Below are 25,197 nucleotides of genomic sequence, written 5' to 3'. Positions count from 1 at the left end.
CTATTATGTGTTTCGTTTTACAATGGCTTTTGACACACAAAGGAAATAATAATAATCTAAGTGAAGAACAATCTTGTCTACCGATGGAGTGTGGGTTATGGAGAATCTTCCAAAAACGTATGAAGTTATCGAAGTGTGTATGCTAGCGGGGAAAATCATGCTGGAAAGCGGTGCGGAAACAAATCGCGTGGAAGACACGATGTCCCGGATCGCAGCCTCCTTTGGGATCTATCACTCACATAGCTTTGTGACTCCGACAGGCATTATCTTTTCGATTGACGGAGATGATCCAAGTAAATTATATAGAATTTCAAATAGGTCAACAGATTTGAAGAAGGTTACTGAAGTGAACAGCATTTCCAGAAAAATCAGCAGCGGAGAGATATCCGCCAAGGATGCCCTTGTTCAATTGAAACGGATGGAAAAAGCTAAGCTGGCTTATCCGTTATGGCTGCAAGTTTTTGCTGCATTTCTTTCGAGCGGCTGCTTTCTCATTATGTTTCAAGGTGGATGGCATGATTTCATTCCGGCATGCTTGACAGGAGGAATTGGTTTTTCTTGTCTGATTTATCTCAATCGATTGCTTGAGATAAAATTTTTTTCAGAGTTTCTTTCTTCCTTAATTATTGGATTGGTGGCAACCCTGTTTGTTTATACCGGAGTAGGGGACGAAATTGATAAAATAATAATCGGTTCGGTTATGCCGCTTGTGCCCGGTCTGCTGATTACAAACGCAATCCGGGATTTAATGGCCGGGCATCTGGTCTCGGGAATATCAAAGGGCGCTGAGGCATCTTTAACCGCTTTTGCGATAGGGTCAGGGATTGCCGTTGTACTTTCATTCTTTTAAACGATGAGGTAATTATATGATTGCACAGCTTATTACTAGTTTTATTGCGTCTGCCGCCTTCGGAATTATTTTTAATGTTCCGAAGAAATCCATCATGCAGTGTGGATTCGTCGGAATGGTTGGCTGGATGCTCTATTATGCGCTTGTCGAAACCGACTTCGACAGTGTTTTTGCCACGCTGGCAGCTGCCTTTCTTGTAGCACTCATCAGCCAGACATTCGCTAAATTATATAAAACGCCGATTATCATTTTTAATGTGTCGGGCATCATCCCCCTCGTCCCGGGAGGAATGGCATACGATGCAATGAGGCATTTTGTCAGCAACGATTATAGTACAGCTGTCCAGCTTGCCGCAAAAGTCTTAATGCTCTCAGGGGCTATTGCCATGGGGATTGTTTTCTCCGAAGTCATGAACCAGGTTGTAAAGAAATATAATAAAAGCAAGTGAGCCGGCAGGAATAATATCATTCCTGTCCTTTTTTTTGATAGACGAAAAAAGGGATTGGCTAACGGTTGTTGAATTTATAAGAAAGCGCTTTCTTTGGAGGGGTGGATGAATGAGCTTGCTTGAAACAAAGCTGAACGAACCGGTTTATACCGAAGCCGATTTTGAATCGACGCAGTTGACGCCGAGCTACCGAATCGATTTGAGAAATCCGACAAATGAGCATCTTGATAAGTTTTTCAATGCCAATCTTGTTTCTGACTGGTCTGAGCTGACCTGGAAGGATGTCGGAAAGCCATATGAAGTGAAAACAGTGGCCAAGTCGAAACGCGACTGGGAGCAAGAGAACGGTGAAATGTCTGTACAGGAGTCTTGGGAGTTTTTCAATAAATCATTTCATGAATGGTTTGTAAAAGATGTACCTGAAGAGATTTCCAGGTCAAAGAAAGAATTGAAGGGATATTTGTCTCGTTTTCAGTTAAGTGACGTGAAAAAGGCACTCGGTGAAACGATCCGGTTATCGTTATGGAATTATGCCCATCGGGTGGAGGATGGCATTTGGGATCCGCGTGGAAAGAGGGCCCTTTTTGAAGGACTTGATATAAGGAAACCGCGTATTCTATTTTTGGGTGCTGCCGAAGGCTATGAAGCGATGCAGTTATATGCGATGTACCCTGAGGGCGAAATCGTAATGGTCGATTATGATGACTTTTGCCGCACAGACCGTTTCGGGCACTTTCCTGATCGTTACCCCTTCCTTGGAATTAATCCGGTTAGCGGCAATCCACGGGTCTGGCATAAAGACCAAATGAATATTGATTACGTAGTGGATGATATCCGGAACCTGCCATTCGGCAAAGAATTCGATATCGTCCTGAGCGTCGGGCTTTTAGAGCATTTTCCAGATGACTTTAAACAAGAAGCGATGGATTGGCACCGCAAATTCTTGAAGCCGGGCGGTTACGCGATCATGACTACGCCCCGATTGCAGCTGAAATCACGCTTGTTTTACACGATCATGGCCGATGTGATGAATCATACGTACAGGGAGTTAATGGATGTCCGTCAGATGGGATTGTATGTGTATGAAGGCGGCTTTAACATCCTCCGCCATGGATATATTAAGGTTCATAATGGGATCGTGGCACAACCTAGATAATTCGAATTAAGTCAAATGGAGAGACATCAAAACAGATGTTTTCCTTTTGGCTTTTTTCGTGTGACAAATAGAAATAAAAACTGCTTGATCTTGGGATGCCACTACACACAATCTCAGTATTAAAGTCTGCCAATTGGTCTTTTAAAAATTTCCAAATGATGTTAATGTTTAAATAAAATGGCTCTTCACCATAACTGGTGGTTTAATAATGATTAACGTATTATCTCAGTTAATTTTGCAACAAAGTTGATTGGCGAGGATATACGAGACTCCTCTTAAAATGCATACGCATTTTCTCGTGCGGTGCCTATTCATGGATGATGATTCAGCGTCCTGCGGGAAAAGCAGGCCAGTTAACGGAACGTCGACTAAGATCTGCCACGTCCTTATGTCTTACGTCGACGCCAACACATCCTGTGTAAGTCCCGGAGGCGTGCCCTTTGCCGCGGAGGCTCCCGGACTGCCCGCGGAAAGCGAGGGCCTGGAGCGGAAATCAACGGATAATCAAAAGCTTAAACCACTTCTTTTTGTGAAGAACCAATAAATTGAAAGACGGTGAAAAGGTGAATATCAGTGAAAATCCGATTATAAAAATTAGGGAGTTATCGGTAAATTATGGTGCGAATATCGTGCTTAAAGGTATAAACCTAGACGTACATAAAGGAGAAATTATTGGTTATATCGGTCCCAATGGTGCAGGGAAAAGCACAACTGTAAAAGTAATGCTTGGATTGCTAGAGGAATACAGTGGAACCGTCGAAATAGCGGGAAAAGATATAGCCGATAGAAACTTAGAGTATAAGAGAAAAATCGGGTACGTACCAGAGATTGCGGAACTATATGAAAATCTGACCGCAAGAGAGTATTTATCCTTTATCGGTGAACTTTATGGCTTAAACCGCGATATGGTTGAAATGAAAGCAGAAAAAATGATGGCTGTTTTTCAAATCGAAGAGGTATACGATGCAAGGATTTCCTCTTATTCAAAAGGAATGAAACAAAAGGTGATGATTATTGCCAGCTTGCTTCATGACCCGGATATATTATTTTTGGATGAACCTCTAAGCGGTTTGGACGCTAATAGTGTAATTGTAGTAAAGGAGATTCTAGCTCAGCTTTCTGCGCAGGGGAAAACAATTTTTTATTCTTCTCACATTATGGAAGTGGTAGAGAAGATTTCGAGTCGGATTATTTTATTAAAGAGTGGCCAGATTGTCGCGGATGGCAGTTTTGCTGAACTTAAAGAAAGAAGCAAGGAAGGCTCCTTGGAGGAGATCTTTAATCAGCTTACAGGATTTACAGATCATCGGGACGTAGCAAGAGAATTTGTATCTATTGTACAAGAGGGATGAGGGCATGAAAAACTTTAGAGTATTGAAGTTTCTTGATAGATGCAAGGGTTTATTCGAAAAGCTTGGAGTCGATTACGAAAAGATGAGGAGCATCCTGCAAGTCAAATTGGTTATGGACAGCAGAAAAGTTCCAACTATCCTGGCGGGTTCCGGCAATCAGAAAAATAAAAAGAGCGAGAATGAAAACCAGTTTATTAAATCTTTGTGGATTTACGTGATATTAGGTGGGTTTATGGCAGTAGTTGTTGCTAAGGGGAACAATTATATGCTACAAATGAGTCTCTTTTTTGGCGTTCTAATCTTTATGATTTTGACTTCGTTAGTTTCTGATTTTTCTTCTGTTTTATTGGATACACGGGATAAAACGATTATCTATTCGAAGCCGGTTGATAGACGGACAATGGGTATGGCCAAATTTCTACATATCTTTATCTACATGTTTTATCTAACAATGGCCATCACAGGACCTGCACTTGCAGTTTCGTTAATCCGTCATGGAATTGGATTTTTCATCTTATTTTTAGCGGAAATTATTTTGATCGATGTTTTTGTCGTTGTGTTAACTGCTTTATTATATTTAGTGATATTGAGATTTTTTGATGGGGAAAGATTAAAAGATATTATTAATTATTTTCAAATTGGATTAACGGTTGCCATGACATTAGGATATCAACTTTTGATCAGAGTTTTTGATTTTATGGATGCAAGCGCCGTTTTGGAACCAGAATGGTGGCATTATTTTATCATACCAATCTGGTATGGAGCTCCTTTTGAATGGATATTGAAAGGAGTAACCAATGGGTATTACACGCTTTTCTCAGTATTCGCGGTTATTGTCCCGCTTATTTCAATTTTCTTGTATATTAAACTAATTCCTTTATATGAACGGAGCCTGCAGCGTCTGACGAGTGTGAGCGGCAGCAGGAAAAAGAAGAAACGATTTACGACTTGGTCGGCAAAAGTATTGTGTAAAAGTCGGGAGGAACAGATATTTTTTCGATTTGCTGCTGATATGATGGCAAATGAGCGCGATTTCAAATTGAAGCTATATCCTGGTTTGGGCATTTCGTTGATTCTCCCATTCTTTTTAATCTTTAATGCGTTGGATGGTAGCAGTTTGGATGAGATTAAAAATAGCAGGATGTATTATAATATGTATTTTTCCGGAATGGTTATTCCGACCTTGGTCATGATGTTAAATTACTCGAAAAATTTTAAGGCTGCTTGGATTTATAAAATGATTCCCATAAGAGCTGAAGGGTCTATTTATAAAGGAGTGTTAAAGGCTGGTATTGCCCGATATCTCTTTCCGCTTTTCTTGTTTGTAGGAATGTTGTTCATTTCCTTATTTGGATTCAGAATTCTTCCTGATTTAACTGTTATGTTTCTCGGCTTTTTACTGTTTGTAGTGCTTTGTTTTAAATCATTGTCTTCAGACATGCCTTTCTCCGAAGCGTTTGAGGCCATTCAGCAAAATGAGGGCATCAAAACGTTTCTATTGCTGACTTTCCTCTTATTGTTAGCTGCGCTGCACTTTAGTGCGGCTTATCTATTCGAGTATGGAGTTTATATCTATTTAATTCTTTTATTTATTATCAATCTAATAGCTTGGAAATGGTCTTTTCCTACTAAAAATAAGATAGATTTATAAGAAAAACCTGATGGCAGCAAGGTATCTTGCTGCCATCAGGTTTAATTATTTTATTCGCTTACTGGTTCTTTAATACCTGTATTGGCTTTTACTAGAATTTCATCAAATTTCTTCGTGTCTGCTTTTTTACTGGAAACCAACGTTCCAACAATTGCAGCCAGGAATCCAAGCGGAATCGAGATGATTCCAGGGTTTGTAAGCGAGATGAGCGGATCTCCTACTAAAATGGCTACGCCTTTTTCCGGCGCCCAAACGTTCGGGCTAATGGCTACAAGGAATAGAGCACTGAACAAACCTACGAGCATGCCTGATACTGCACCTGTCGTATTAAATCGCTTCCAGAAAATTGTCAGCATGATAATCGGCAGGTTGGCACTGGCAGCTACTGCAAAGGCAAGTGCTACAAGGAATGCAACGTTCATCGTTTGGGCGAATAAGGCAAGGATAATCGAGATTACCGCAACGCCAATGGAAGCCCAACGAGCTGCGACCATCTGTTCTTTTTCAGTGGCCTGTCCACGGCGTAAAATATGGCTGTAAAAATCATGTGCAAAGGCTGAGGCCGCAGAAAGCACGAGACCTGCAACAACCGCAAGTATCGTAGCAAAAGCGACTGCAGAGACGAAGGCAAACAGGAAGTCACCGCCGAGTGCCTGAGCGAGCAATGGTGCGGCCATATTGCCGGCAGCGTTTGCTTCTACAATTTTGTCATACCCTACAAAAGCGGCTGCCCCGAATCCCAGGAAGATTGTCATGACATAGAAAACAGCGAGAATCCAAGTTGCATAGACAACCGACTTGCGAGCCGTGATTGCGTCCTTAACTGTAAAGAAACGAATGAGGATATGCGGAAGGCCCGCTGTTCCTAAGACAAGTGCCAGGTTGAGCGATATGGTATCAATTGGATTCTTGAATTTATTGCCAGGATTCAGGAAATCTTCTCCTAAAGGTGTGGCTGTTTTCATTGCATCAAACATTGAGATGACGCTGAAATCAAATTTAGCGAACACCATGATTGATATCACAAATGTTCCGCCCATAAGCAGTATGGCTTTGACAATCTGGACCCAGCTTGTAGCCATCATGCCACCAAATACTACATATAAAGTCATCAGAACTCCGACGATTAAAACGGAATATACATAATCAATACCTAATAATAATTTAATGAGTGCACCTGCACCAACTAATTGGGCAATCATATAAAAAGTTGAAATCGTAATTGTATTTAAGGCTGCGACCCCTCGGACTTTTTTCTCGTCAAAACGTGCCGCAATCATATCAGCCAGTGTATATTTCCCTAAGTTTCTTAAGGGCTCTGCTACGATAAATAAAACGACAAGATACGCAACCAAAAACCCGATGCTGTAGAAAAAACCGTCGAATCCTGAAAGCGCTACCATTCCGGCGATCCCTAAAAACGAGGCTGCTGACATATAATCCCCCGCGATGGCAAGTCCATTTTGCCAACCAGTCAGGCTTCCATCCGCCGTATAAAAATCACTCGTGGTTTTTGTCCGTTTTGAAGCCACATAAGTAATGATCAGTGTTATCGCTACAATTGCGATAAATAAAGCAAAAGCTAACATATTCATCTGGATTTTCCCCCTTAACGTCTGGTTTCTTTGCTTACTTTTTCAACAATTTCATCAAATTCCCTAGCTTTTCGAGTATAAATCATACATAGAGTAACGGTCATGATAAATTGGGCAAATGCAAAAACCCAGGCCCAGCTGATCGATGCAAATGCCGGTTGATTAAGAACCGTTGAGTAAGCGGTCAAGATGGGGAGAGCAAAATAAAATACCATGAAAAAGATGGACATAGGAATAATGAATTTCTTTTTCTTATGCATAAGCTCTTTGAAGGATGATGAATGGACAACTTTCGTGTAATCAATAGATGAATTTTTTTGCATCTTTTTTACTGCTGATTCGTTCATCGCCAATATAATTCCCCCTTTGTTTTGTATGGACTGCCCCTCCCCTTTAAAAGGGTAAAGTCCAATACAAATAGTATTATAATATTTTCAGAAAAAAAAGTAAAATCAGAAAATAAAACATATTGCGACAGTTCATGTCGTAATGTTTAACTACTTATTCTTTTGGGTAAAAAGTGGTTGTCTTTCGCTCATAGAAAGAAAGAGAGGGATTTACTCTTCAGCTATACAAATGTATAATTTTAGAAGATACATAATATTATGAATGATAGAGGGGGTTTATCTATGAAGAAAATAGGTTTTTTCAGTCTTTTTTTTGTTATGATTCTATTATTAGCGGCATGTGGAACTTCTGAAGAAGGCTCGGGTTCAGGCACGAAAGAAGAAAAAGTTTATAAGGTAGGAATCGATACGACCTACCCGCCGTTTGAGTTCGAGGAGAGCGGAGAATACAAAGGAATTGATATTGATTTAATTAACGAAATTGCAAAGAACGAAGGATTTAAAATAGAACTAAATCCGATGGACTTCGGGGGCATTATTCAAGCGATGCAGGCAGGAGAGTTAGATGTAGCCATAGCGGGGATGAGCATTACCGACGATCGTAAAAAAGTGGTGGATTTTTCAGATCCATACTTTGATGCGGGACTTACCCTTGTAGTCAAAAAAGGAACGACGGATATTAAAACACTGGACGACCTTAAAGGTAAAACTGTAGCGGTTAAGAAAGGTACAACCGGAGCGGCATTTGCGACAGAAAAAGCGAAGGAAAAAGGCTATAAAGTCGTGCAGTTCAATGACAGCCCGGCCATGTTCCAGGAAGTTTCCAACGGCAATGCAGATGTTCTGCTTGAGGACTATCCGGTAATCGCTTATGCGATTGCCCAGAAAGATCTTGGTCTTGAGATTGTCGGTGACCGTTTGAATGGTGACAAATACGGAATCGCAGTCTTAAAGGGTGAAAACGAAGAGCTTCTGGACAAAATCAACAATGGATTAAAAGAGTTAAGAGACAGCGGAAAATATGATGAAATACTGAATAAGTATTTAGGTGAATAATAGATTTCGCAGGAGGGCGCGCTCATGGCGCGCCCTCTTTTTGAAAGGAGAGAATTCAGGTGGATGTTATCAGTGCGGCCTTGCCTTATCTATTGGAAGGTCTTCAAGTGACATTGTATATTTTTATCATTGCCATCATTATCGGTTTTTTAATTGGTTTAGTGATCGCATTAATGAGGCTGACCTCTATAAAACCATTAAATTGGATTGCGGTTGTTTTTATTGATGCGATTCGCGGGACACCATTTTTGGTCCAATTGTTTTTTATTTATTTTGGCCTTAATTCCCTGCCATTTATTTCTTTCAACAATACAACGGCGGGGATCATAACGGTTGCGATAAATGCGGGCGCATATTTTGCGGAAATCATCCGGGCCGGAATCCAGTCTATTGATAAAGGGCAAACAGAAGCAGCCAGATCACTGGGCTTAACCGGAATGCAAAATATGAGGCACATCGTTTTGCCGCAGGCGTTCAGGAGGATGCTGCCGACGATTACAAACCAATCGATCATCAGTCTAAAGGATACTTCACTGCTGTCTGTTATTGGGATCGCGGATTTAACTCAGCAGGGAGAAATCCAATCGGCGGCAACGTTCGAGGCCTTTAACATTTGGCTTACGGTCGGAATCATTTATTTCATCATTATTTATTTACTCACCCTGCTTGCTAATTTCCTGGAAAGGAGATTTGTGCTGCGATGAAAATGATTACTGTGAAAAACCTAAAAAAGTCGTTTGGTAACCAAGAAGTGCTTAAGAGCATTGATACTGAAATAAAAGAGAGAGAAGTCGTATGTGTCATCGGGCCTTCCGGTTCAGGGAAAAGCACCTTTTTACGCTGTCTAAACCGGCTGGAGGAGATCACAGAAGGCCATGTAATTATTGATGGTCATGATATTACCGACCCGAAAATCAACATAAATGAAATTCGGCAAGATGTTGGCATGGTGTTTCAGCAGTTCAACCTATTCCCGCATAAAACAGTGATGGAAAACATCACTTTGGCCCCGATGAATGTTCGTTCCTTCTCCAAGGAGGAAGCAATTACTAAGGCGCTGGAGCTGTTGGATAAGGTTGGGTTGAGAGAAAAGGCGGGGAGCTATCCTGCTGAGCTTTCAGGCGGTCAGAAGCAACGGGTCGCTATTGCGAGGGCTTTAGCCATGAATCCTAAAATTATGCTGTTCGATGAACCGACATCCGCTCTTGATCCGGAAATGGTCGGAGATGTGCTCGAAGTTATGAAGCAGTTGGCCAAGGAAGGGATGACAATGGTCGTCGTCACACATGAAATGGGATTTGCCAGAGAAGTGGGAGACAGGGTTCTCTTTATAGACGGAGGCTACATCGTGGAAGAAAACGAGCCGAATGCTTTATTCAGCAATCCGCAGGAAGAACGGACAAAATCATTTCTGAGTAAAGTTTTGTAAGAAATGAAGGGGCGACTGCTAATAATAAGGTCGCCCCTTTGTCATGTTTAATTTTCGATAAAATATTTTTTTATTTTAATAGTTGATTTAAGAAATATTTTTTCATATAATCAAGAATGAAAGTGCTTTCAGCAGTTTATCATAAAATGAAAAATCTTTAAGGGGGATTTTGGTATTATGTTATTATTTATTGTTTTGTCAGCGATTGTTGTCCTTTTGCTTCTTATAACGGTGGCCAAGCTAAATCCTTTTGTCGCGTTGATCATCACGGCAATCGGAGTCGGTTTAGCAACGGGAATGCCGCTTGTTTCCTCAAACCCAGAGGTTCCGAGTATTATTGATTCGATAAAAGCAGGTATGGGGAATACACTTGGATTCTTAGCCATTGTATTGGCGTTAGGAACCATGCTTGGAAAAATGATGGCTGAATCGGGTGGTGCTGAGCGTATCGCGCAAACTCTTATTAAAAGGTTTGGTGAAAAGAACGTTCACTGGGCGATGATGGTGGTAGCATTCATCGTCGGGATTCCGGTATTCTTCCAGGTTGGATTCGTTCTATTAATTCCATTAGTATTTACAATTGCACGTCAGACGAAAATGTCTCTTGTTTCGATCGGTGTTCCGTTAGTAGCGGGTTTATCTGTAGTCCACGGTCTTGTGCCGCCGCACCCGGCTGCCATGGCTGCTGTAGGCATTTTCCAGGCTGATGTTGGGCTCACTATTCTTTATTCTTTAATTGTCGGTATTCCGACTGCAATTCTTGCCGGTCCGGTATACGGGAAATGGATCGGAAAAAGAATTTACAAAGAAGTCCCAAAGGAAATCGGCGACCAGCTGGCCGAGCAAAATCCAACAAAGGAGCTTCCAGGGTTTTTCAATACTCTTTTCACAATTTTAGTTCCTGTTCTATTAATGCTTGCTTCTTCTATTGCACAATTAGTATTTGAGAAAGAGAGCTTTGCGTATGAATTTTTCTTCTTTATTGGGGATCCGATTGTCGCTCTTTTGATTGCAACTGTTTATTCATTTTTTAGCCTTGGTTTCTTCCGTGGCCTTTCTCGTGAAACCGTCTTGAAATTCACGAATGATTGTCTTGCCCCGACCGCAACGATTCTTTTGGTTATCGGTGCAGGCGGAGCGTTTAATAGAGTGTTGCTTGATTCAGGCATTGGAGAGTATATCGCTGAGCTTGCTCAAGATTCAAATATGTCACCTATTCTTTTAGGATGGGGAATCGCGGCAATGATCCGGGTTGCGACCGGTTCTGCTACCGTGTCTATGATGACGGCAGCTGGAATCCTGGCTCCTATTGTAGCGGTTATGCCTGGTGTAAATATAGAACTCCTCGTTTTGGCAACAGGTGCAGGTTCATTGATCCTTTCCCATGTTAACGATTCAGGATTCTGGCTCATTAAAGAATATTTCGGCATGACTGTAAAGGAAACATTAATGACCTGGACAGCGCTTGAGACCATCATCTCGGTTGCGGCCCTTGTCTTTATCTTGATCCTTAATACGTTTGTTTAAAAAAAAGGCGGACTTTACGATAAAGTCCGCCTTGAATGTATCTATATTCATATCTTTGTTTCAGCAATGACATCTCTTATTTTTTGGAGAGATTGTTTGGCTTTACCTTTGTTTTTCATCATGACATTTACGTAGAGTGCATCAATCAAACTCAGCTGGCTAATTCTTGATGCTAGAGCTTCAGAACGGTATTCTGTCTCCTCCGCACTCGTGATTAGTGGAACATCAACCTTTTGGCTGATCGGTGATTTAGGGAAGCTGGTAATACCGATTGTATTGGCACCGTTTTCATTTGCTGTTTGTAAAATTTGGATGGTATCCTTATTCGTCCCAGAATGCGAAATGACGACCGCAACATCATCTGATGTCAGCTGTGAAGCGGACATTAGCTGAAAATGGGTATCGATAAAAGCAAAAGCCTGGATGCCGGTTCGAAGGAATTTATGGTAGGCATCCATCGCGATGACAGCGGATCCGCCGGTCCCGTAAAATTCGACCCGTCTTGCGTTTAATAGCAGCGAGACCGCTCTTTTAAGAGCGTTCGAATCAAGGATTTGCAAAGTGTTTTCCAGCGATCGATTATTCGATTTGAAAATCTTTTCTGCTACCGTCTTTTCATCATCCTGTTCCGTTATTTCTTCGTGAATCTGCTGGATCGGTGACATGATTTCAGACGCAAGTGCAATTTTCATCGCTTGGTAGCCTTTAAAGCCAATTCGTTTGCAAAAGCGGAAGACAGTGGCATCGGCAACATTCAAATCTTCAGCCACCTCATTGATGGTACTATGTATAATCTGTTCTGGATTTTCCAAAATATAATTAGCAATCTTTTTTTCTTTTTCACTAAAACGCGGATAATAGGACCTAATTTTTCCTAAGCAATTTTGAGTCATAAAGAGAAATTTCCTTCCCTGATTTTTAAAAAATTATAGCATAAAATATCGCGTGAAAAAATTTTTCTTTCTTAAGGTTCACATATCGAAAAAAATTTCTTATAATAAGAGTATAATTGAAAATTTTTTTGAAAAGGTGATTGTCATGGAAATAGGAATTATAGGTCTTGGGAAAATGGGATATAATCTGGCCTTGAATGTTATGAATAAGCATGAGGTGGTAGCATATGATGTGGATGCTGCCAATATAGAAAAGCTCGTGGCCGCCGGTGGAAAAGGTGTTTCCTCGCTTGCCGGTTTGGCTGAAAATCTGAAGGGATCTCGCGTAATTTGGGTGATGGTTCCTGCCGGAGACATTACCGAAAATGTATTAAATGAGTTAAAAGGCCTCTTAAATCCAGGTGATATTGTCATAGATGGAGGCAACTCCCATTATAAGGATTCAATCAGACGTGGATCTGAGCTAAAAGAGCTTGGCATCCATTTCCTTGATGTTGGGACGAGCGGGGGAATGGAAGGAGCAAGAAACGGAGTCTGTACGATGATTGGCGGAGACAAAGCTGCCTTTGACTCTGTCGAGGAGTTGTTCCGTGACATTTCCGTGGAAAACGGGTATCTATACGCAGGAGAAATCGGCAGTGGTCATTTCTTGAAAATGGTGCATAACGGCATTGAATATGGCATGATGCAATCCATTGCCGAAGGATTTGAAGTGTTGGAAAAAAGTCCGTATGAATTCGATTATGAGAAGGTTGCACGGGTATGGAATAATGGGTCGGTCATCCGCTCTTGGTTGATGGAGTTAATTGAACATGCTTTTTCAAAGGACGCTCGTCTTAACGACATCAAAGGTGTGATGCAATCATCTGGTGAAGGAAAGTGGACGGTCGAAACAGCGCTAGACCTGCAGGCTGCTACTCCAGTTATCGCGATGTCCTTAATGATGCGCTACCGCTCATTAGATGAAGATACATTCTCAGGAAAAGTCGTTGCAGCCTTAAGAAATGAATTCGGTGGCCATAGTGTGGTAAAAAAATAATGTACGATTCTTTATAGTTGGGGATTTTGCAAGGAGGCGGAAAGATTTTGAACACTAAGTATGTAATCGGAGTAGACATTGGGACAACCAGTACAAAGTCTGTGTTGTTTTCGAAGGATGGCATAATTATTTCCAGCCATGGCATCGAATATCCATTATACTCTCCTACCCCTGAAACAGCGGAACAAGATCCGGATGAGATTTTTCAAGCCGTAGTTCTTTCCATTAAAAAAGCGGTTGAAAAGGCAAATGTCGACCCTGAAACGATACTTGGTGTTTCTTTCAGCTCAGCGATGCATAGTGTCATTGCAGTCGATAGGGAGGGGAAACCTTTAACGCGCTGTATTACATGGGCAGATAACCGCAGTTCGGAATGGTCGGAAAAAATCCTCAATGAAATGGACGGCCATAATATTTACTTGAGAACGGGAACGCCCATTCATCCAATGTCACCATTATCTAAATTGGTATGGCTTCGGAATGAACAACCCGACTTATTTGCCAAGACTTATAAGTTTATTTCAATCAAGGAATTTGTTTTTTATAAGCTTTTCGGCAAATATGTAGTCGATCATTCAATCGCCTCAGCTACGGGTCTGTTCAATCTTACATCATTGGCGTGGGACGAAGGGGCATTGAAGGTAGCCGGAGTAACAGCAGATAAATTATCGGAGCTGGTCCCCACTACGTACAGCTTGAAAGGCATGGATGAAGCCTATGCGAAAGACATGGGTCTGCCGGCAGCCATCCCATTTGTCGTCGGAGCAAGTGATGGCGTTCTCTCGAATCTGGGAGTGGGCGCGATTGAACCGGGAGTCTTGGCGGTGACGATTGGGACGAGCGGCGCGATCCGGACCGTTTCTGATCGCCCGGTAACAGATCCGAAAGGCCGCATATTCTGCTATGCATTGACTGAGAATCATTGGGTGATCGGCGGGCCTGTTAATAATGGCGGAATGATTTTCAGATGGGTTCGCGACCAGCTCGGAGCCTCCGAAATAGAAGCTGCCAAGCGGCTCGGGATTGATTCATACGAAGTTTTGACAGCGATTGCTGCCAAAGTGAAGCCGGGAGCGGACGGATTATTGTTCCATCCTTATTTCGCGGGGGAGAGAGCACCGCTATGGAATGCCAACGCAAGAGGTTCTTTCTTTGGCTTAGGTCTGCACCATAAAAAAGAACATTTAATCCGCGCGGTTTTGGAAGGGGTCATTTTTAACCTTTACACCGTTCTTCTCGCACTTCAGGAATTGATTGGCGAGCCAGTGAAAATTCAGGCAACCGGCGGCTTTGCAAGGTCGGAGCTATGGCGCCAGATGATGGCCGATATTTTCAATCAGGAATTGTCTGTACCGGAAAGCTTTGAAAGCTCTTGCCTTGGCGCAGCGATCCTAGGAATGTACGGCCTTGGGGAAATTGATTCGTTGAATGTTGTCTCCGAAATGGTCGGTGCAACCCATCATCACAAGCCGATTCCGGAAAATGTAGCGGTATATGAGGAACTGACACCGATTTTTATCCGCCTGCCTAGACTATTGGATCAGGAATATAAAAATATCGCTGACTTCCAAAAGAAGATGATAAAAGAAGAATAATTGACAGGAGCCGGATGAGCCGGCTTCTTTTTTTGGACAAGTTATAAAAAACGCTGAATGACTAACAATAAACAAGTACATAAAACCGTTTGCTTTTTTCTGAAAAAATACAACTTAGTGGAGGCAGCTAATGAAATATATCATCGCGATAATCGGCCTGCTCGTTGTCTTTGGTTTGGCATGGATAGCGAGCAATAACCGGAAAGATGTCAAATTCAAACCAATCATCATCATGGTCGTCATTCAATTGATTTTATCCTTTCTTTTATTAAATACAAAATTCGGATTTGTGATGATCACAGCGATTGCGAATGGCTTCGGAAAATTACTTGAATACGCCAATGAAGGAATTAACTTTGTGTTTGGCGGGCTGGCAAATGAAGGGCAGTTGCCTTTTTTCCTGAATGTATTGCTGCCGATTGTGTTTATTTCCGTCTTAATCGGTATCTTACAGCATTTTAAAATTCTTCCTTTTATCATGAAAGGAATCGGCATCGTGCTTAGCAAAATAAACGGAATGGGCAGATTGGAATCGTATAATGCCGTTGCATCCGCAATGGTTGGACAATCCGAGGTTTTCATTACCGTAAAAAAACAGCTCGGCCAACTGCCTGAACACCGTCTCTACACATTATGCGCGTCCGCAATGTCAACGGTATCGATGTCGATTGTCGGCGCTTATATGACGATGATCGAACCTAGATATGTTGTAACTGCGATTGTTATTAACCTGTTTGGCGGCTTCATCATCGCGTCGATTATCAATCCTTACACAGTGGATGATAAAGAAGACATCCTTGAGGTACAGGAGGAAGCGAAACAAACGTTTTTCGAGATGATCGGCGAGTATATTATGGATGGTTTTAAAGTAGCCATCATTGTAGCGGCAATGCTGATCGGCTTCGTAGCTTTAATCGCTTTAATCAATAATGTCTTTGATATGGCTTTAGGCATGAGCTTTCAGGAAATCATCGGCTATGCCTTCGCCCCGATTGCGATTATCATGGGTGTGCCTGTTGGGGAATCCGTTACGGCCGGCGGCATCATGGCCACTAAATTGGTGACCAATGAGTTTGTGGCGATGATTGAATTAGGAAAGGTTGAAGCGGAAATGAGTGCACGGACGCTTGGCATCATCTCGGTGTTCCTTGTATCCTTCGCAAACTTTTCCTCCATCGGGATCATTGCCGGGGCGGTCAAAGGCCTTAATGAAAAACAAGGAAACACGGTAGCTCGTTTTGGATTGAAGCTATTGTACGGTGCCACATTGGTAAGTGTGCTCTCCTCTGTTATTGTAAGCTTTGTGTTGTAGCTAAGTATCGGTACCTAGCATGGCAATCCTTTTTGACATAAAGGGATTGCTTCTTTTTTTATGCTTTTTGAACGCAGTTTGTCTTTGTCAAAGTTATTATACAATTAGCGAGACTGTTTGGATTTTGGTTTTTTTTAAATGGCTATATAATACAAATAAATAGATAAGGAAACGATGGTGAAGTATATGGCAAAAGCCAAAATAAAAGCGACCTTTGCCGGCGGCTGCTTTTGGTGTATGGTGTCCCCTTTTGATGAAAGGGAAGGAATTATCGAGGTTGTTTCAGGTTATACAGGCGGCGCAAAAGAAAATCCAACTTATAAAGAAGTCTGTTCTGAAACAACGGGCCATTATGAAGCGGTACAGATTACCTTTGACCCAGAAGTTGTCTCGTATGCAGAATTGCTGGAGCTATACTGGCAGCAAATAGATCCTACCGATGAGGGCGGGCAGTTTTCCGACCGGGGACAATCATATAAGACGGTCATCTTTTATCATAATGAGCAACAAAAGTCTGCGGCGGAAACATCGAAAAAAGCACTTGAAGAGAGTGGCAGATTCTCCAAACCCATCGTCACAGAAATATTGCCCGCTAAAATATTCTATCGTGCAGAAGAATATCATCAGGATTTTCACAAAAAGAATGCTTTCCGCTATGCCCTTTACAAGCGAGGCTCTGGCAGAGAGTCGTTTCAAAAAGAGCATTGGCCAAAAGATAACTCCCAACTCAGAGAAAAACTAACGGACATGCAATTTTTCGTAACCCAGGAAAATGGAACCGAGCCTCCTTTTGAGAATGAGTATAATGACAATCAGCGGGAAGGCATTTATGTCGACGTCGTCTCAGGGGAACCACTGTTCAGCTCACGTGACAAGTATGACAGCGGCTGCGGCTGGCCAAGCTTCACCAAGCCGATCATGTCGGCGAGCGTCAAGGAAAAAGTGGACCTGAGCCACCGGATGACCCGGACGGAAGTGAGAAGCAGGGAAGCCGACTCACATCTTGGTCATGTGTTTCCGGATGGGCCGGGACCAAATGGACTTCGTTACTGCATGAATTCTGCGGCCCTCCGTTTTATCCCGAAAGAAGAAATGGAGCAGCAAGGGTACGGTGACATGCTGTTGCTGTTTAAAATCAAATGATTAGGACGAGCGGGAGAAGAAACCGCTCGTTTAGTGAAATTGAATGTAAAATATCAGCCGTGGATTTCACAGTGGCAAACTCACCATGGAGGCTGCTCAAATGCACCCTATGAATGATGTCAGCAGTAAATATTTCGCCACTGATAATATCCTCGTGGTCGAATGTTGCAGTGGCGTCTTCCGCCACGATCATCTCGAATCCAAGGTTACCGCCCATCCGGACTGTTGTCGATACACAATGATCCGTCACTAAACCGGCGGTAATCAGACAGGTGATCCCGTTTTCACGCAGGTAACCTTCAAGTCCAGTTCCGATAAAGGCACTGTTTACATGCTTCACGATAATCTTTTCATTTGCTTGTGGAACCAAGCCATCCATAAATTCGGTGGCTCCTCCGTTTCTATATAACAAGCTGTTTGGATTATTCGAAAGATGCTGAGTATGGATGATCGGCCAATCATTTTCTCTGAATTTCTCTAATAGTGCTTGCGCATTTCTTTCTGCAGTTGGATTATTCCGATTACCCCATATGTTATCGTGAAAAGCTTTTTGGGAGTCTATAAGCAATAGAGCAGTATCATTCTTACGTTCTTTCATTTATTCATTCCTCCTTATTTTCCGGTTTTAAATCCATAAGTGCTCCGAAGTATTGCTGAGCTGTTGTGAAGCAAATAAAAGCTATCAGCCCAGATATTTCTTCATCAGTGAATATTTCCTTCAAGACGTGAAAAAACTTCTCCTCTACCTTTTCCCGCTGCATGAGAAAGACTTCAGCAAAAGCAACGGCATAGCTTGTTTTCATATTTTCGGAACTCTCAGGCTTTCCTTTAGATTGACAATATTTACAGCCATTTCCGAATGCTAAGACTCGCCTTACTTGTTCCTTCAGTTCATAAGATAGTAAGCCATCTTCAGAAAGAGCCTCTGATAATGAACTCCATTTATCAAGAACCTTTTGTGAATAAAAGAGCTGTTGAAAAGGTGTAAAACCCAGTGGCGATTTTTTAATCCTTGCCATACAAATTCCCCCTCTGAGATAATAGTAATGGGAAATTATTTATTTTTTAATTAGAAATGTAATGATTAAATAGCAATATATTTAAAAATTTAACTATTTTTAAGGGAGTGATTTAAAAATGAAAATCGACGAAATCGACCATCTTATTTTACATGAGCTTGGGAAGGATAGCAGGCTATCAATGAGGGAGCTGGGAAAGAAGGTCAATATGTCTTCTCCGGCTGTAACAGAACGAGTCAGGCAAATGGAATCCTTTGGAATCATTAAGGGGTACAGCGTTGAAACAGATATGAAAAAACTAGGCTATCCGATTGAATGCATTATTGAGGCGACGATAAAAAACGGCGAGTATGATCGGTTTAAAAAATATATCGGGGGACTTTCCTGTGTGGAATTTTGTTATCGGATTGCCGGGCAGGCCTGCTATATTTTAAAGATCCATTCTGAAAGCATCGAAAAAGTGGAGGAATTCATCAATGCTACGATTCCGTATGCATCCACTGTCACCCATGTGGTTTTATCCCGGATCGAAACTCCAAGAGTAGAAATATAATCAAAAGCGAAGCAGGTTTATACTGAACAAAAAAGCCTGAAATCCAAATTTTTTAAGGATTCCAGGCTTGCCAATATCTTAAATTTTAAATGAACTTTTTAGCTCAACGATTTGATTGAAGACAATATGGTCTTCAGTTGTATGCTTAGAATCGACATTGAAGTAGCCATGTCTGAAGAACTGGAATTTATCCTGAGGCTTGACCGTCTTCATGTTTGGCTCGACAAACCCTTCAAGAATTTCCAAGGAGTTTGGATTAACCCGCTCAAGGAAGGATTTTTCAGCCGCTTCCTCATCCGTCTCTTCCTCTTCGTCGTGAATGAGCGGCTCATACAGGCGGAACTCCGCCGGAACCGCATTCTTGGCATCGACCCAATGAATGGTTCCTTTTACTTTTCGGCCTGTGAAGCCAGTACCGCTTTTCGTTTCCGGATCATACGTACAGTGAAGCTCGATTACGTTCCCATTTTCATCCTTAATGACGTCTTCGCATTTGATGAAATAGGCATGCTTCAAGCGGACTTCATTTCCAGGGAAAAGGCGGAAGTACTTTTTCGGAGGATTTTCCATAAAATCATCCTGCTCGATATAAATCTCCCGGGAGAATGGAATTTGTCTGGTCCCCATTTCTGGATTTTCCGGGTTGATTTCCGCATCGAGCATTTCGACCTGATTTTCCGGATAGTTGGTAATGACCACTTTGAGCGGTTTAAGGACCCCCATCGTACGCGGGGTTTTTAATTTTAAATCTTCCCGGACAAAATGCTCCAGCATCTGGGTATCCACTGCACCATATGCTTTTGACACACCAATCTCGTGGCAGAAAGCTCGAATCGCTTCAGGGGTATAGCCCCGTCTTCTCAGACCTGAAATCGTCGGCATCCGCGGGTCGTCCCATCCATCCACAAAGCCTTCATCGACCAATTGCTTCAGCTTCCGCTTGCTCATGACCGTATTTGTCAAGTTCAGCCGGCCAAATTCGTATTGCCGCGGCGTGCACTCCATTTCGCAGTTCGCCACGATCCAATCATAAAGCGGGCGTTGATCCTCGAACTCGAGAGTACAAAGGGAGTGGGTAACCCCTTCAATCGCATCCTCGATCGGGTGAGCGAATGCGTACATCGGATAAATACACCATTTATCGCCTGTATTGTGGTGGGTGGCGTGAGCAATTCGGTATATCACGGGGTCACGCAGGTTGATGTTCGGTGAGGACATATCAATCTTGGAGCGAAGCACTTTTTCACCGTTAGCGAACTCACCATTTCGCATCCGCTCAAATAAATCCAGGTTTTCTTCAACGCTGCGGTTTCTATAAGGGCTGTCTTTGCCAGGCTCGGTCAATGTTCCGCGATATTCACGAATTTCCTCCGCAGAGAGGTCGTCCACATAGGCTAATCCTTTTTTGATCAGCAGCACAGCCCGTTTATACATTTCGTCAAAATAATCCGAAGCGAAGAAGAGATTATCCCAATCATAGCCGAGCCATTTTACATCTTCTTTGATGGAATTCACGTATTCAACATCTTCTTTTAGGGGGTTTGTATCGTCAAAGCGCAGATTTGTTTTCCCATTAAACTCATCTGCAACGCCAAAATTCAGGATGATCGCTTTTGCGTGGCCAATATGCAGGTATCCGTTCGGTTCAGGAGGAAAGCGTGTTACGATATGGTCATGCTTGCCGGTCTCCAGATCTTCTTTAATAATATTTCTAATGAAATTTGAAGAGTTATGTTCCAACTATGTTCAACCTCTTTCATGGTTTCTAATGCTTTTAATTTTACCTGTATATATATCATAAATACAGACATATTTCCATGTTCTGCTCCAAATAAGAAGGCTGGGGGCATAACAACAAGTATATTTGAAAAACAATAGGAAAAGTAAAAGAATGTTTTGCAAAAGAAAAAGGACCGTTATAAATATCACATTACCGTGAATTTTAGTCAGTCGCTTTGTTTTTATTATTTTTGGGAAAACGATCTTTGAAATTATTCGGAAAGTTCACCTCTTGTTTATTTTTAAATCGGTGGTGCGTGAACTACACCCCACCTACACTTCGCTTAGAGGTGAGGGGCTTCTAAGGTAATCGCACCCAACGGTACGTAATTTACTTAGCTATCGAGCCTGTTCCATGCTCTATGTATATTATACCAACTGCCGCATTCCTTCCTGTTTGATATTGATAGAAGCATTCCAGTCTCTATCTGCCATAAAACCGCACTCACATTGGAATGTTCGTTCAGAAAGAGGCAGTTCTGCTTTTACTTGACCGCAACATGAACAAGTTTTGGACGATGGAAACCACTTATCGATTTTGACGAGCTTTTTCCCTTGCTCCTCTAACTTGTATTGGAGAAATGCCGTGAATATCCCCCATGCGTTATCCGCCACACTTTTACCTAACTTAAGGGCTTGTGATATTCCTTTCATGTTTAGGTCTTCGATGATGACACAGTCATATCGTTGTGCTAATGCATGAGACGACTTGTGCAGGAAGTCCCTTCTCTGATTTGCAACCTTTTCATGAATCTTCGACACTTTCAATCGCTGTTTGTTCCAACGATTGGACCCTTTCTGTCTGCGTGAAAAGATCCGCTGCTCCTTTCCCAGCTTTTCCATGGATTGTCGATAGAAACGAGGGTAATTGGCTGTCTTACCTTCTTCGCTATCGACAAATAAGCCGTTCATGGAAAAGTCCAGGCCGACAACAGCTTGTACTTCTTTTTCGATGGGCTGATGCTCGTATTCTGTAAGAATGGAAACGTAGTATTTTCCGGTTGTGGTTTGGGAGATGGTACAAGATTTGATGATATGATGGGAAGGAATGTCTCGATGTTGCTTGATCTTTACGCGTTTTAGTTTGGGTAATTTGATATAGCCGTCCAAGTGCATGATATTTCCGTTGACTACATTGGTTGTATAGGATTGTTTCGCCTTAAGGGTTTTGAATTGAGGAAACTCTGCACGGCCAGAAAAGAAGTTTTGATATGCCTTTTGTAAATGGAGTTGGGCGTTTGCGAGTGCAAGGCTATCTACTTCTTTGAGCCAAACAAACTCTTTTTTGTACTTCGCTGGAGTCGGAAACTTTTGTTTTTTCCATGTTTCTTTGTCTTCCTTGAATTGCTCATATGTTTCCTTTCGTTCAGCCAGCATTTTGTTGTAGACAAAACGAACACAACCAAAGGTTTTGGCAAGAAGCTCTTTTTGTTCTTGTGTGGGATAAAGACGGAACTTATACGCTTTGTTAGCCATACCAAATCACCTCATTGCATTCCTTCATTTTTAATATATTTCTTTAGAACGTCAATTGGTGAACCACTCGTTGTAAGTAGTAAAAATTTCTTGACCCATAAAGTAATTTTTCCAATGTTTCCTTTACTTGGGGAAATGCTTTTTTCTAAGTCGAGAATTCGAACAAAATATAGACATGGTCCATATCATGATTTCATTCTACTTAGGAATATTGTAACTCTCGCCCAATGGAACAACTCGTCCGTATGATCCGATATGGGATCATACGAACTTTTTCTAAGTTATTTCACAAATAAAATAAGATGATCATATAACAAGAACATTGAATGTTTACACTATATAGTTTCATAGACTACAATAGTTGTTTATTTAAGATTGATTATATCACAGCACAATAGAAACATTTAGGCTACACTAACCGAAATTCAAACCCCACTTTCACCGCAGTTGTCACCTGCCTATTTAGAAATAGGAGATGTTAAAAATTCTTTCGTACGTTCTTCCTTAGGGTTAATAAAGAATTCCTCGGAAGGCGCACTTTCTACGATTCTTCCTTCGGACATAAAGATAATCCAATCGCCGACTTCGCGTGCGAAGCCCATTTCATGAGTAACGACAACCATGGTCATCCCTTCCTGGGCAAGCTCCTTCATGGTTTCGAGCACCTCGCCTACTAGCTCAGGGTCGAGCGCGGAAGTAGGCTCATCAAACAACAGGATGTCCGGTTTCATAGCCAGCGCTCGAGCGATGGCGACACGTTGCTTCTGCCCGCCGGAAAGCTTGCTTGGATACACATCGGCTTTATCAGATAGTCCTACCTTTTCTAGCAGCTGTTTCGCTTCCTGGATGGCCTGCGTCTTCGGCACCTTTTTTACATGGGTAGGCGCTTCAATGATATTTTCCAGCACCGTCATATGCGGGAATAATTGAAAGTGTTGAAATACCATCCCTACTTTTTCACGGACCTTGTTAATATCATGGGAATCCGGGGTAATTTCCTCTCCCTCAATTAAAATTTGACCGCTGTCTTTCTTTTCTAGATAGTTGATGCATCGCAGCAATGTACTCTTGCCGGAGCCGCTGGAGCCTATTAGGCACACGACATCGCTCTCCAGCACCTTCATATCAATGTCCTTCAACACATGAAGATCACCAAATGATTTATTTAAATTTTTAATTCGAATCATTGTTCGCTCACTCAATTGAAAATCCTCCCTATTTGTCGCTTACTGCCAATTTCTTTTCTAAAATATTTACAATGGCGGTTAACAGAGCTACAAGAATTAAGTAGTAGACCGCAACAATCAATAAATAAGTCATTTCGTCAAAGTTATTCGATCCGAGCGTAGTGGCCACGTTAAACAGCTCGTTCATCGAGATGAAGGCAGCCAGTGAGGAATCCTTTAAACCAATAATGAACTGATTCCCGAGCGGTGGTAGGGCTCGTCTGAACGCCTGTGGTAGGATAATGCGCCTTAATGTCAAGGGCGTACTCATCCCAAGTGAGCGCCCGGCTTCCATCTGCCCTTTATCAATCGATTGGATGGTTCCGCGGAAAATCTCGGCGATATACGCCCCATTATGGAACGCAAGCGCTAGAGCCGCTGCCCAGAAGTCAGGAAGCAGGAAAATACCGCTGATTCCGAAGTAGAGGACGAAGATTTGGACAATAAGAGGAGTACCTCTTATCAAATACACATAGGCATCTGAAATCCATCCAAGAATTTTAATGTTAGAAATTTTTAAAAGAGCAAAAAAGAGTCCGATTACAATACCCACCAATACAGAAACCGCCGTAAGCTTTAAGGTCAGCAGCATCGCATCGATAAATACATCCTTCGAATCTATCAATGTCGTAAAAAAATGAGAAAAACTAGGCAAATGAACTACTTCCTTTCTACTGTCTTCTATAATCTATTCAGGCTTTGTGGTGATATCTTCTCCAAAGTATTTGTTGCTGATTTTTGATAATGTTCCATCCTTACGAAGGTTTTCCAGCGCCTCATTTACGCGCATTAACAGCTGTGGATTATCCTGCGGCAGGACAATCGCCTGTTCACTCCGTTCAATCAGCTGACGGCCTTCGATCTTGAAACCTTCCTTCGCGGCTGTCTTGCCTGTTACAAAGTCAGTGATTACGGCATCATGACGACCGCCATCCAATGCTTTCAACGCTGTTATATCGCTGTCATATACTTTCACGTTGTTTGTATATCTGGACGCGGTATCAGCATAAGTCGATCCTTTTGCAGCGGCCACTTCTTTGCCTTTAAGATCATCGACAGTTTTAATGCCGCTGTCTGGCCTTACGAAGATTTGCGGACCTGAGTAGTAATAGGGTGTCGAGAATGACACATGCTTGGCGCGCTGTTCATTTATTGTATGACTCGCAACCGCTGCGTCAGCCCGTCCGGTTTTCACGCCTTCAACAATCCCTTTAAACTTGATTCGCTTCTCAACCGGCTTTAACCCTAATTCTTCAGCAATGGCCTTGCCGACCTCGATATCGAATCCGGTTAATTCCATATCATCTGTCGTATAGCTGAACGGTTTAAATTCTCCGGAAGCAGCGTATACAAAGGTATTCTCATCTATTAGCTTAGAGCCGTCATCCAACCTATCTTTTTCCGCACAGCCTGATAGAAAGGCGAGTAGTAAAAGGGATGATAGGGCTAGCTTGATTTTCATTTTCATGCGTGATCGTTTTCTCCCTTCAGGATTTAAGGACTAATAGTTACCTAGTTAGTTAACTACCCTAAAACACAGTAAAATAATCTTGTTGTTTCACACAGGAAAAATATACAATTTTAAACAAATGTAGGTCCATCACCATAACTGGTGGTTTAATATTGATTAACGTAATATCTCAGTTAATTTTGCAACAAAGTTGATTGGCGAGGATATGCGAGACTCCTCTTAAAATGCATACGCATTTTCTCGTGCGGTGCCTATGCATGGATGATGATTCAACGTCCTG

General features: G+C 42.1%; 24 protein-coding genes and 1 pseudogene. 14 read left to right on the top strand and 11 right to left on the bottom strand.

Annotated elements, in window-relative coordinates; genetic code table 11:
* Nucleotides 1-97: 97 nt before the first annotated feature.
* The 5 genes from D0463_RS11220 (at nucleotide 98) to D0463_RS11195 (ending at nucleotide 5,457) form a co-directional block, all read left to right on the top strand.
* A complete protein-coding gene (locus tag D0463_RS11220) occupies nucleotides 98-850 on the top strand; it encodes a threonine/serine exporter family protein (protein ID WP_117307497.1) in 753 nt (250 codons plus the stop codon).
* 16 nt (nucleotides 851-866) lie between these two features.
* Entirely contained in the window at nucleotides 867-1,298 is a 432-nt protein-coding gene (locus D0463_RS11215; RefSeq protein WP_117307496.1) for a threonine/serine exporter family protein, read from the top strand.
* Nucleotides 1,299-1,407: 109 nt separating this feature from the next.
* Nucleotides 1,408-2,454 carry a class I SAM-dependent methyltransferase gene (locus D0463_RS11210; RefSeq protein WP_117307495.1) on the top strand — a complete coding sequence of 349 codons (1,047 nt, stop codon included), beginning with the start codon at nucleotides 1,408-1,410 and terminating at the stop codon, nucleotides 2,452-2,454.
* Between the two features lie 569 nt (nucleotides 2,455-3,023).
* Nucleotides 3,024-3,806, top strand: a complete 783-nt coding sequence (locus D0463_RS11200; protein WP_174234319.1) for an ABC transporter ATP-binding protein — start codon at nucleotides 3,024-3,026, stop codon at nucleotides 3,804-3,806.
* A 4-nt stretch (nucleotides 3,807-3,810) separates the two neighbouring features.
* Complete coding sequence (locus tag D0463_RS11195; protein ID WP_117307493.1) at nucleotides 3,811-5,457, top strand: hypothetical protein; 1,647 nt, start codon at nucleotides 3,811-3,813, stop codon at nucleotides 5,455-5,457.
* 50 nt (nucleotides 5,458-5,507) lie between these two features.
* Here D0463_RS11195 and D0463_RS11190 read toward each other — a convergent pair whose 3' ends face one another.
* On the bottom strand, nucleotides 5,508-7,052 hold the full coding sequence (locus D0463_RS11190; protein ID WP_117307492.1) for a solute symporter family protein: 1,545 nt from the start codon (nucleotides 7,050-7,052) through the stop codon (nucleotides 5,508-5,510).
* A 14-nt stretch (nucleotides 7,053-7,066) separates the two neighbouring features.
* Nucleotides 7,067-7,399 (bottom strand): DUF485 domain-containing protein, encoded by a 333-nt coding sequence (locus D0463_RS11185; RefSeq protein ID WP_117307519.1) that lies wholly within the window; start codon nucleotides 7,397-7,399, stop codon nucleotides 7,067-7,069.
* Between the two features lie 282 nt (nucleotides 7,400-7,681).
* Between D0463_RS11185 and D0463_RS11180 the strand changes: the two genes are divergently transcribed.
* The 4 genes from D0463_RS11180 to D0463_RS11165 all read left to right on the top strand — a co-directional run bounded on the left by D0463_RS11180 (nucleotide 7,682) and on the right by D0463_RS11165 (nucleotide 11,411).
* Nucleotides 7,682-8,455 (top strand): transporter substrate-binding domain-containing protein, encoded by a 774-nt coding sequence (locus D0463_RS11180; protein ID WP_117307491.1) that lies wholly within the window; start codon nucleotides 7,682-7,684, stop codon nucleotides 8,453-8,455.
* 59 nt (nucleotides 8,456-8,514) lie between these two features.
* A complete protein-coding gene (locus D0463_RS11175; RefSeq protein ID WP_117307490.1) occupies nucleotides 8,515-9,159 on the top strand; it encodes an amino acid ABC transporter permease in 645 nt (214 codons plus the stop codon).
* Nucleotides 9,156-9,884 carry an amino acid ABC transporter ATP-binding protein gene (locus tag D0463_RS11170; RefSeq protein WP_117307489.1) on the top strand — a complete coding sequence of 243 codons (729 nt, stop codon included), beginning with the start codon at nucleotides 9,156-9,158 and terminating at the stop codon, nucleotides 9,882-9,884. Before D0463_RS11175 ends, D0463_RS11170 begins: the two co-directional genes overlap by 4 nt.
* Nucleotides 9,885-10,061: 177 nt before the next feature.
* The gene (locus D0463_RS11165; RefSeq protein WP_117307488.1) at nucleotides 10,062-11,411 is read left to right on the top strand and encodes a GntP family permease; all 1,350 of its coding nucleotides are present in this window, start codon (nucleotides 10,062-10,064) and stop codon (nucleotides 11,409-11,411) included.
* Nucleotides 11,412-11,458: 47 nt separating this feature from the next.
* Here D0463_RS11165 and D0463_RS11160 read toward each other — a convergent pair whose 3' ends face one another.
* Entirely contained in the window at nucleotides 11,459-12,304 is an 846-nt protein-coding gene (locus tag D0463_RS11160; RefSeq protein WP_117307487.1) for a MurR/RpiR family transcriptional regulator, read from the bottom strand.
* A 145-nt stretch (nucleotides 12,305-12,449) separates the two neighbouring features.
* On the opposite strand from D0463_RS11160, the gene gnd reads away from it, so the two are divergent.
* The 4 genes from gnd (at nucleotide 12,450) to msrB (ending at nucleotide 17,393) form a co-directional block, all read left to right on the top strand.
* Nucleotides 12,450-13,343, top strand: coding sequence for a phosphogluconate dehydrogenase (NAD(+)-dependent, decarboxylating) (gene gnd, locus D0463_RS11155; RefSeq protein ID WP_117307518.1), 894 nt, complete (start codon nucleotides 12,450-12,452; stop codon nucleotides 13,341-13,343).
* A 47-nt stretch (nucleotides 13,344-13,390) separates the two neighbouring features.
* Nucleotides 13,391-14,938, top strand: coding sequence for a gluconokinase (gene gntK, locus D0463_RS11150; protein ID WP_483295734.1), 1,548 nt, complete (start codon nucleotides 13,391-13,393; stop codon nucleotides 14,936-14,938).
* 130 nt (nucleotides 14,939-15,068) lie between these two features.
* A complete protein-coding gene (locus tag D0463_RS11145) occupies nucleotides 15,069-16,250 on the top strand; it encodes a NupC/NupG family nucleoside CNT transporter (RefSeq protein ID WP_117307486.1) in 1,182 nt (393 codons plus the stop codon).
* A gap of 186 nt (nucleotides 16,251-16,436) precedes the next feature.
* Entirely contained in the window at nucleotides 16,437-17,393 is a 957-nt protein-coding gene (msrB, locus tag D0463_RS11140) for a peptide-methionine (R)-S-oxide reductase MsrB (protein WP_117307485.1), read from the top strand.
* Here msrB and D0463_RS11135 read toward each other — a convergent pair.
* Together D0463_RS11135 and D0463_RS11130 are read right to left on the bottom strand one after the other, a co-directional pair.
* Nucleotides 17,386-17,991 carry a cysteine hydrolase family protein gene (locus tag D0463_RS11135; RefSeq protein ID WP_117307484.1) on the bottom strand — a complete coding sequence of 202 codons (606 nt, stop codon included), beginning with the start codon at nucleotides 17,989-17,991 and terminating at the stop codon, nucleotides 17,386-17,388. The genes msrB and D0463_RS11135 overlap by 8 nt on opposite strands.
* 4 nt (nucleotides 17,992-17,995) lie before the next feature.
* A complete protein-coding gene (locus D0463_RS11130) occupies nucleotides 17,996-18,412 on the bottom strand; it encodes a carboxymuconolactone decarboxylase family protein (RefSeq protein WP_117307483.1) in 417 nt (138 codons plus the stop codon).
* A gap of 118 nt (nucleotides 18,413-18,530) precedes the next feature.
* Here D0463_RS11130 and D0463_RS11125 point away from each other — a divergent pair, with 118 nt between their 5' ends.
* Complete coding sequence (locus D0463_RS11125) at nucleotides 18,531-18,965, top strand: Lrp/AsnC family transcriptional regulator (protein WP_117307482.1); 435 nt, start codon at nucleotides 18,531-18,533, stop codon at nucleotides 18,963-18,965.
* A gap of 78 nt (nucleotides 18,966-19,043) precedes the next feature.
* On the opposite strand, the gene D0463_RS11120 is transcribed toward D0463_RS11125, so the two are convergent.
* The 6 genes and pseudogenes from D0463_RS11120 to D0463_RS11095 form a co-directional block, all read right to left on the bottom strand.
* On the bottom strand, nucleotides 19,044-20,705 hold the full coding sequence (locus D0463_RS11120; protein ID WP_117307481.1) for a glutamine--tRNA ligase/YqeY domain fusion protein: 1,662 nt from the start codon (nucleotides 20,703-20,705) through the stop codon (nucleotides 19,044-19,046).
* Nucleotides 20,706-21,113: 408 nt separating this feature from the next.
* Nucleotides 21,114-22,220 carry an RNA-guided endonuclease TnpB family protein gene (locus D0463_RS11115; protein ID WP_117307480.1) on the bottom strand — a complete coding sequence of 369 codons (1,107 nt, stop codon included), beginning with the start codon at nucleotides 22,218-22,220 and terminating at the stop codon, nucleotides 21,114-21,116.
* Nucleotides 22,221-22,231: 11 nt separating this feature from the next.
* A pseudogene (locus tag D0463_RS19610) lies at nucleotides 22,232-22,543 on the bottom strand (transposase).
* Nucleotides 22,544-22,678: 135 nt separating this feature from the next.
* The gene (locus tag D0463_RS11105; protein ID WP_174234317.1) at nucleotides 22,679-23,407 is read right to left on the bottom strand and encodes an amino acid ABC transporter ATP-binding protein; all 729 of its coding nucleotides are present in this window, start codon (nucleotides 23,405-23,407) and stop codon (nucleotides 22,679-22,681) included.
* Nucleotides 23,408-23,435: 28 nt separating this feature from the next.
* Nucleotides 23,436-24,101: an amino acid ABC transporter permease gene (locus D0463_RS11100; protein WP_117307478.1), complete on the bottom strand. Its 666-nt coding sequence runs from the start codon at nucleotides 24,099-24,101 to the stop codon at nucleotides 23,436-23,438.
* Nucleotides 24,102-24,134: 33 nt separating this feature from the next.
* The gene (locus D0463_RS11095) at nucleotides 24,135-24,914 is read right to left on the bottom strand and encodes a transporter substrate-binding domain-containing protein (RefSeq protein ID WP_117307477.1); all 780 of its coding nucleotides are present in this window, start codon (nucleotides 24,912-24,914) and stop codon (nucleotides 24,135-24,137) included.
* Nucleotides 24,915-25,197: the final 283 nt, after the last annotated feature.

Origin of the sequence: Bacillus sp. V59.32b (assembly GCF_003429085.1) — a bacterium.
GTDB lineage: Bacteria > Bacillota > Bacilli > Bacillales > DSM-1321 > Peribacillus.
Note: the sequence above shows the minus strand (reverse complement) of the source record. Positions and strands in the feature narration are given on the sequence as shown.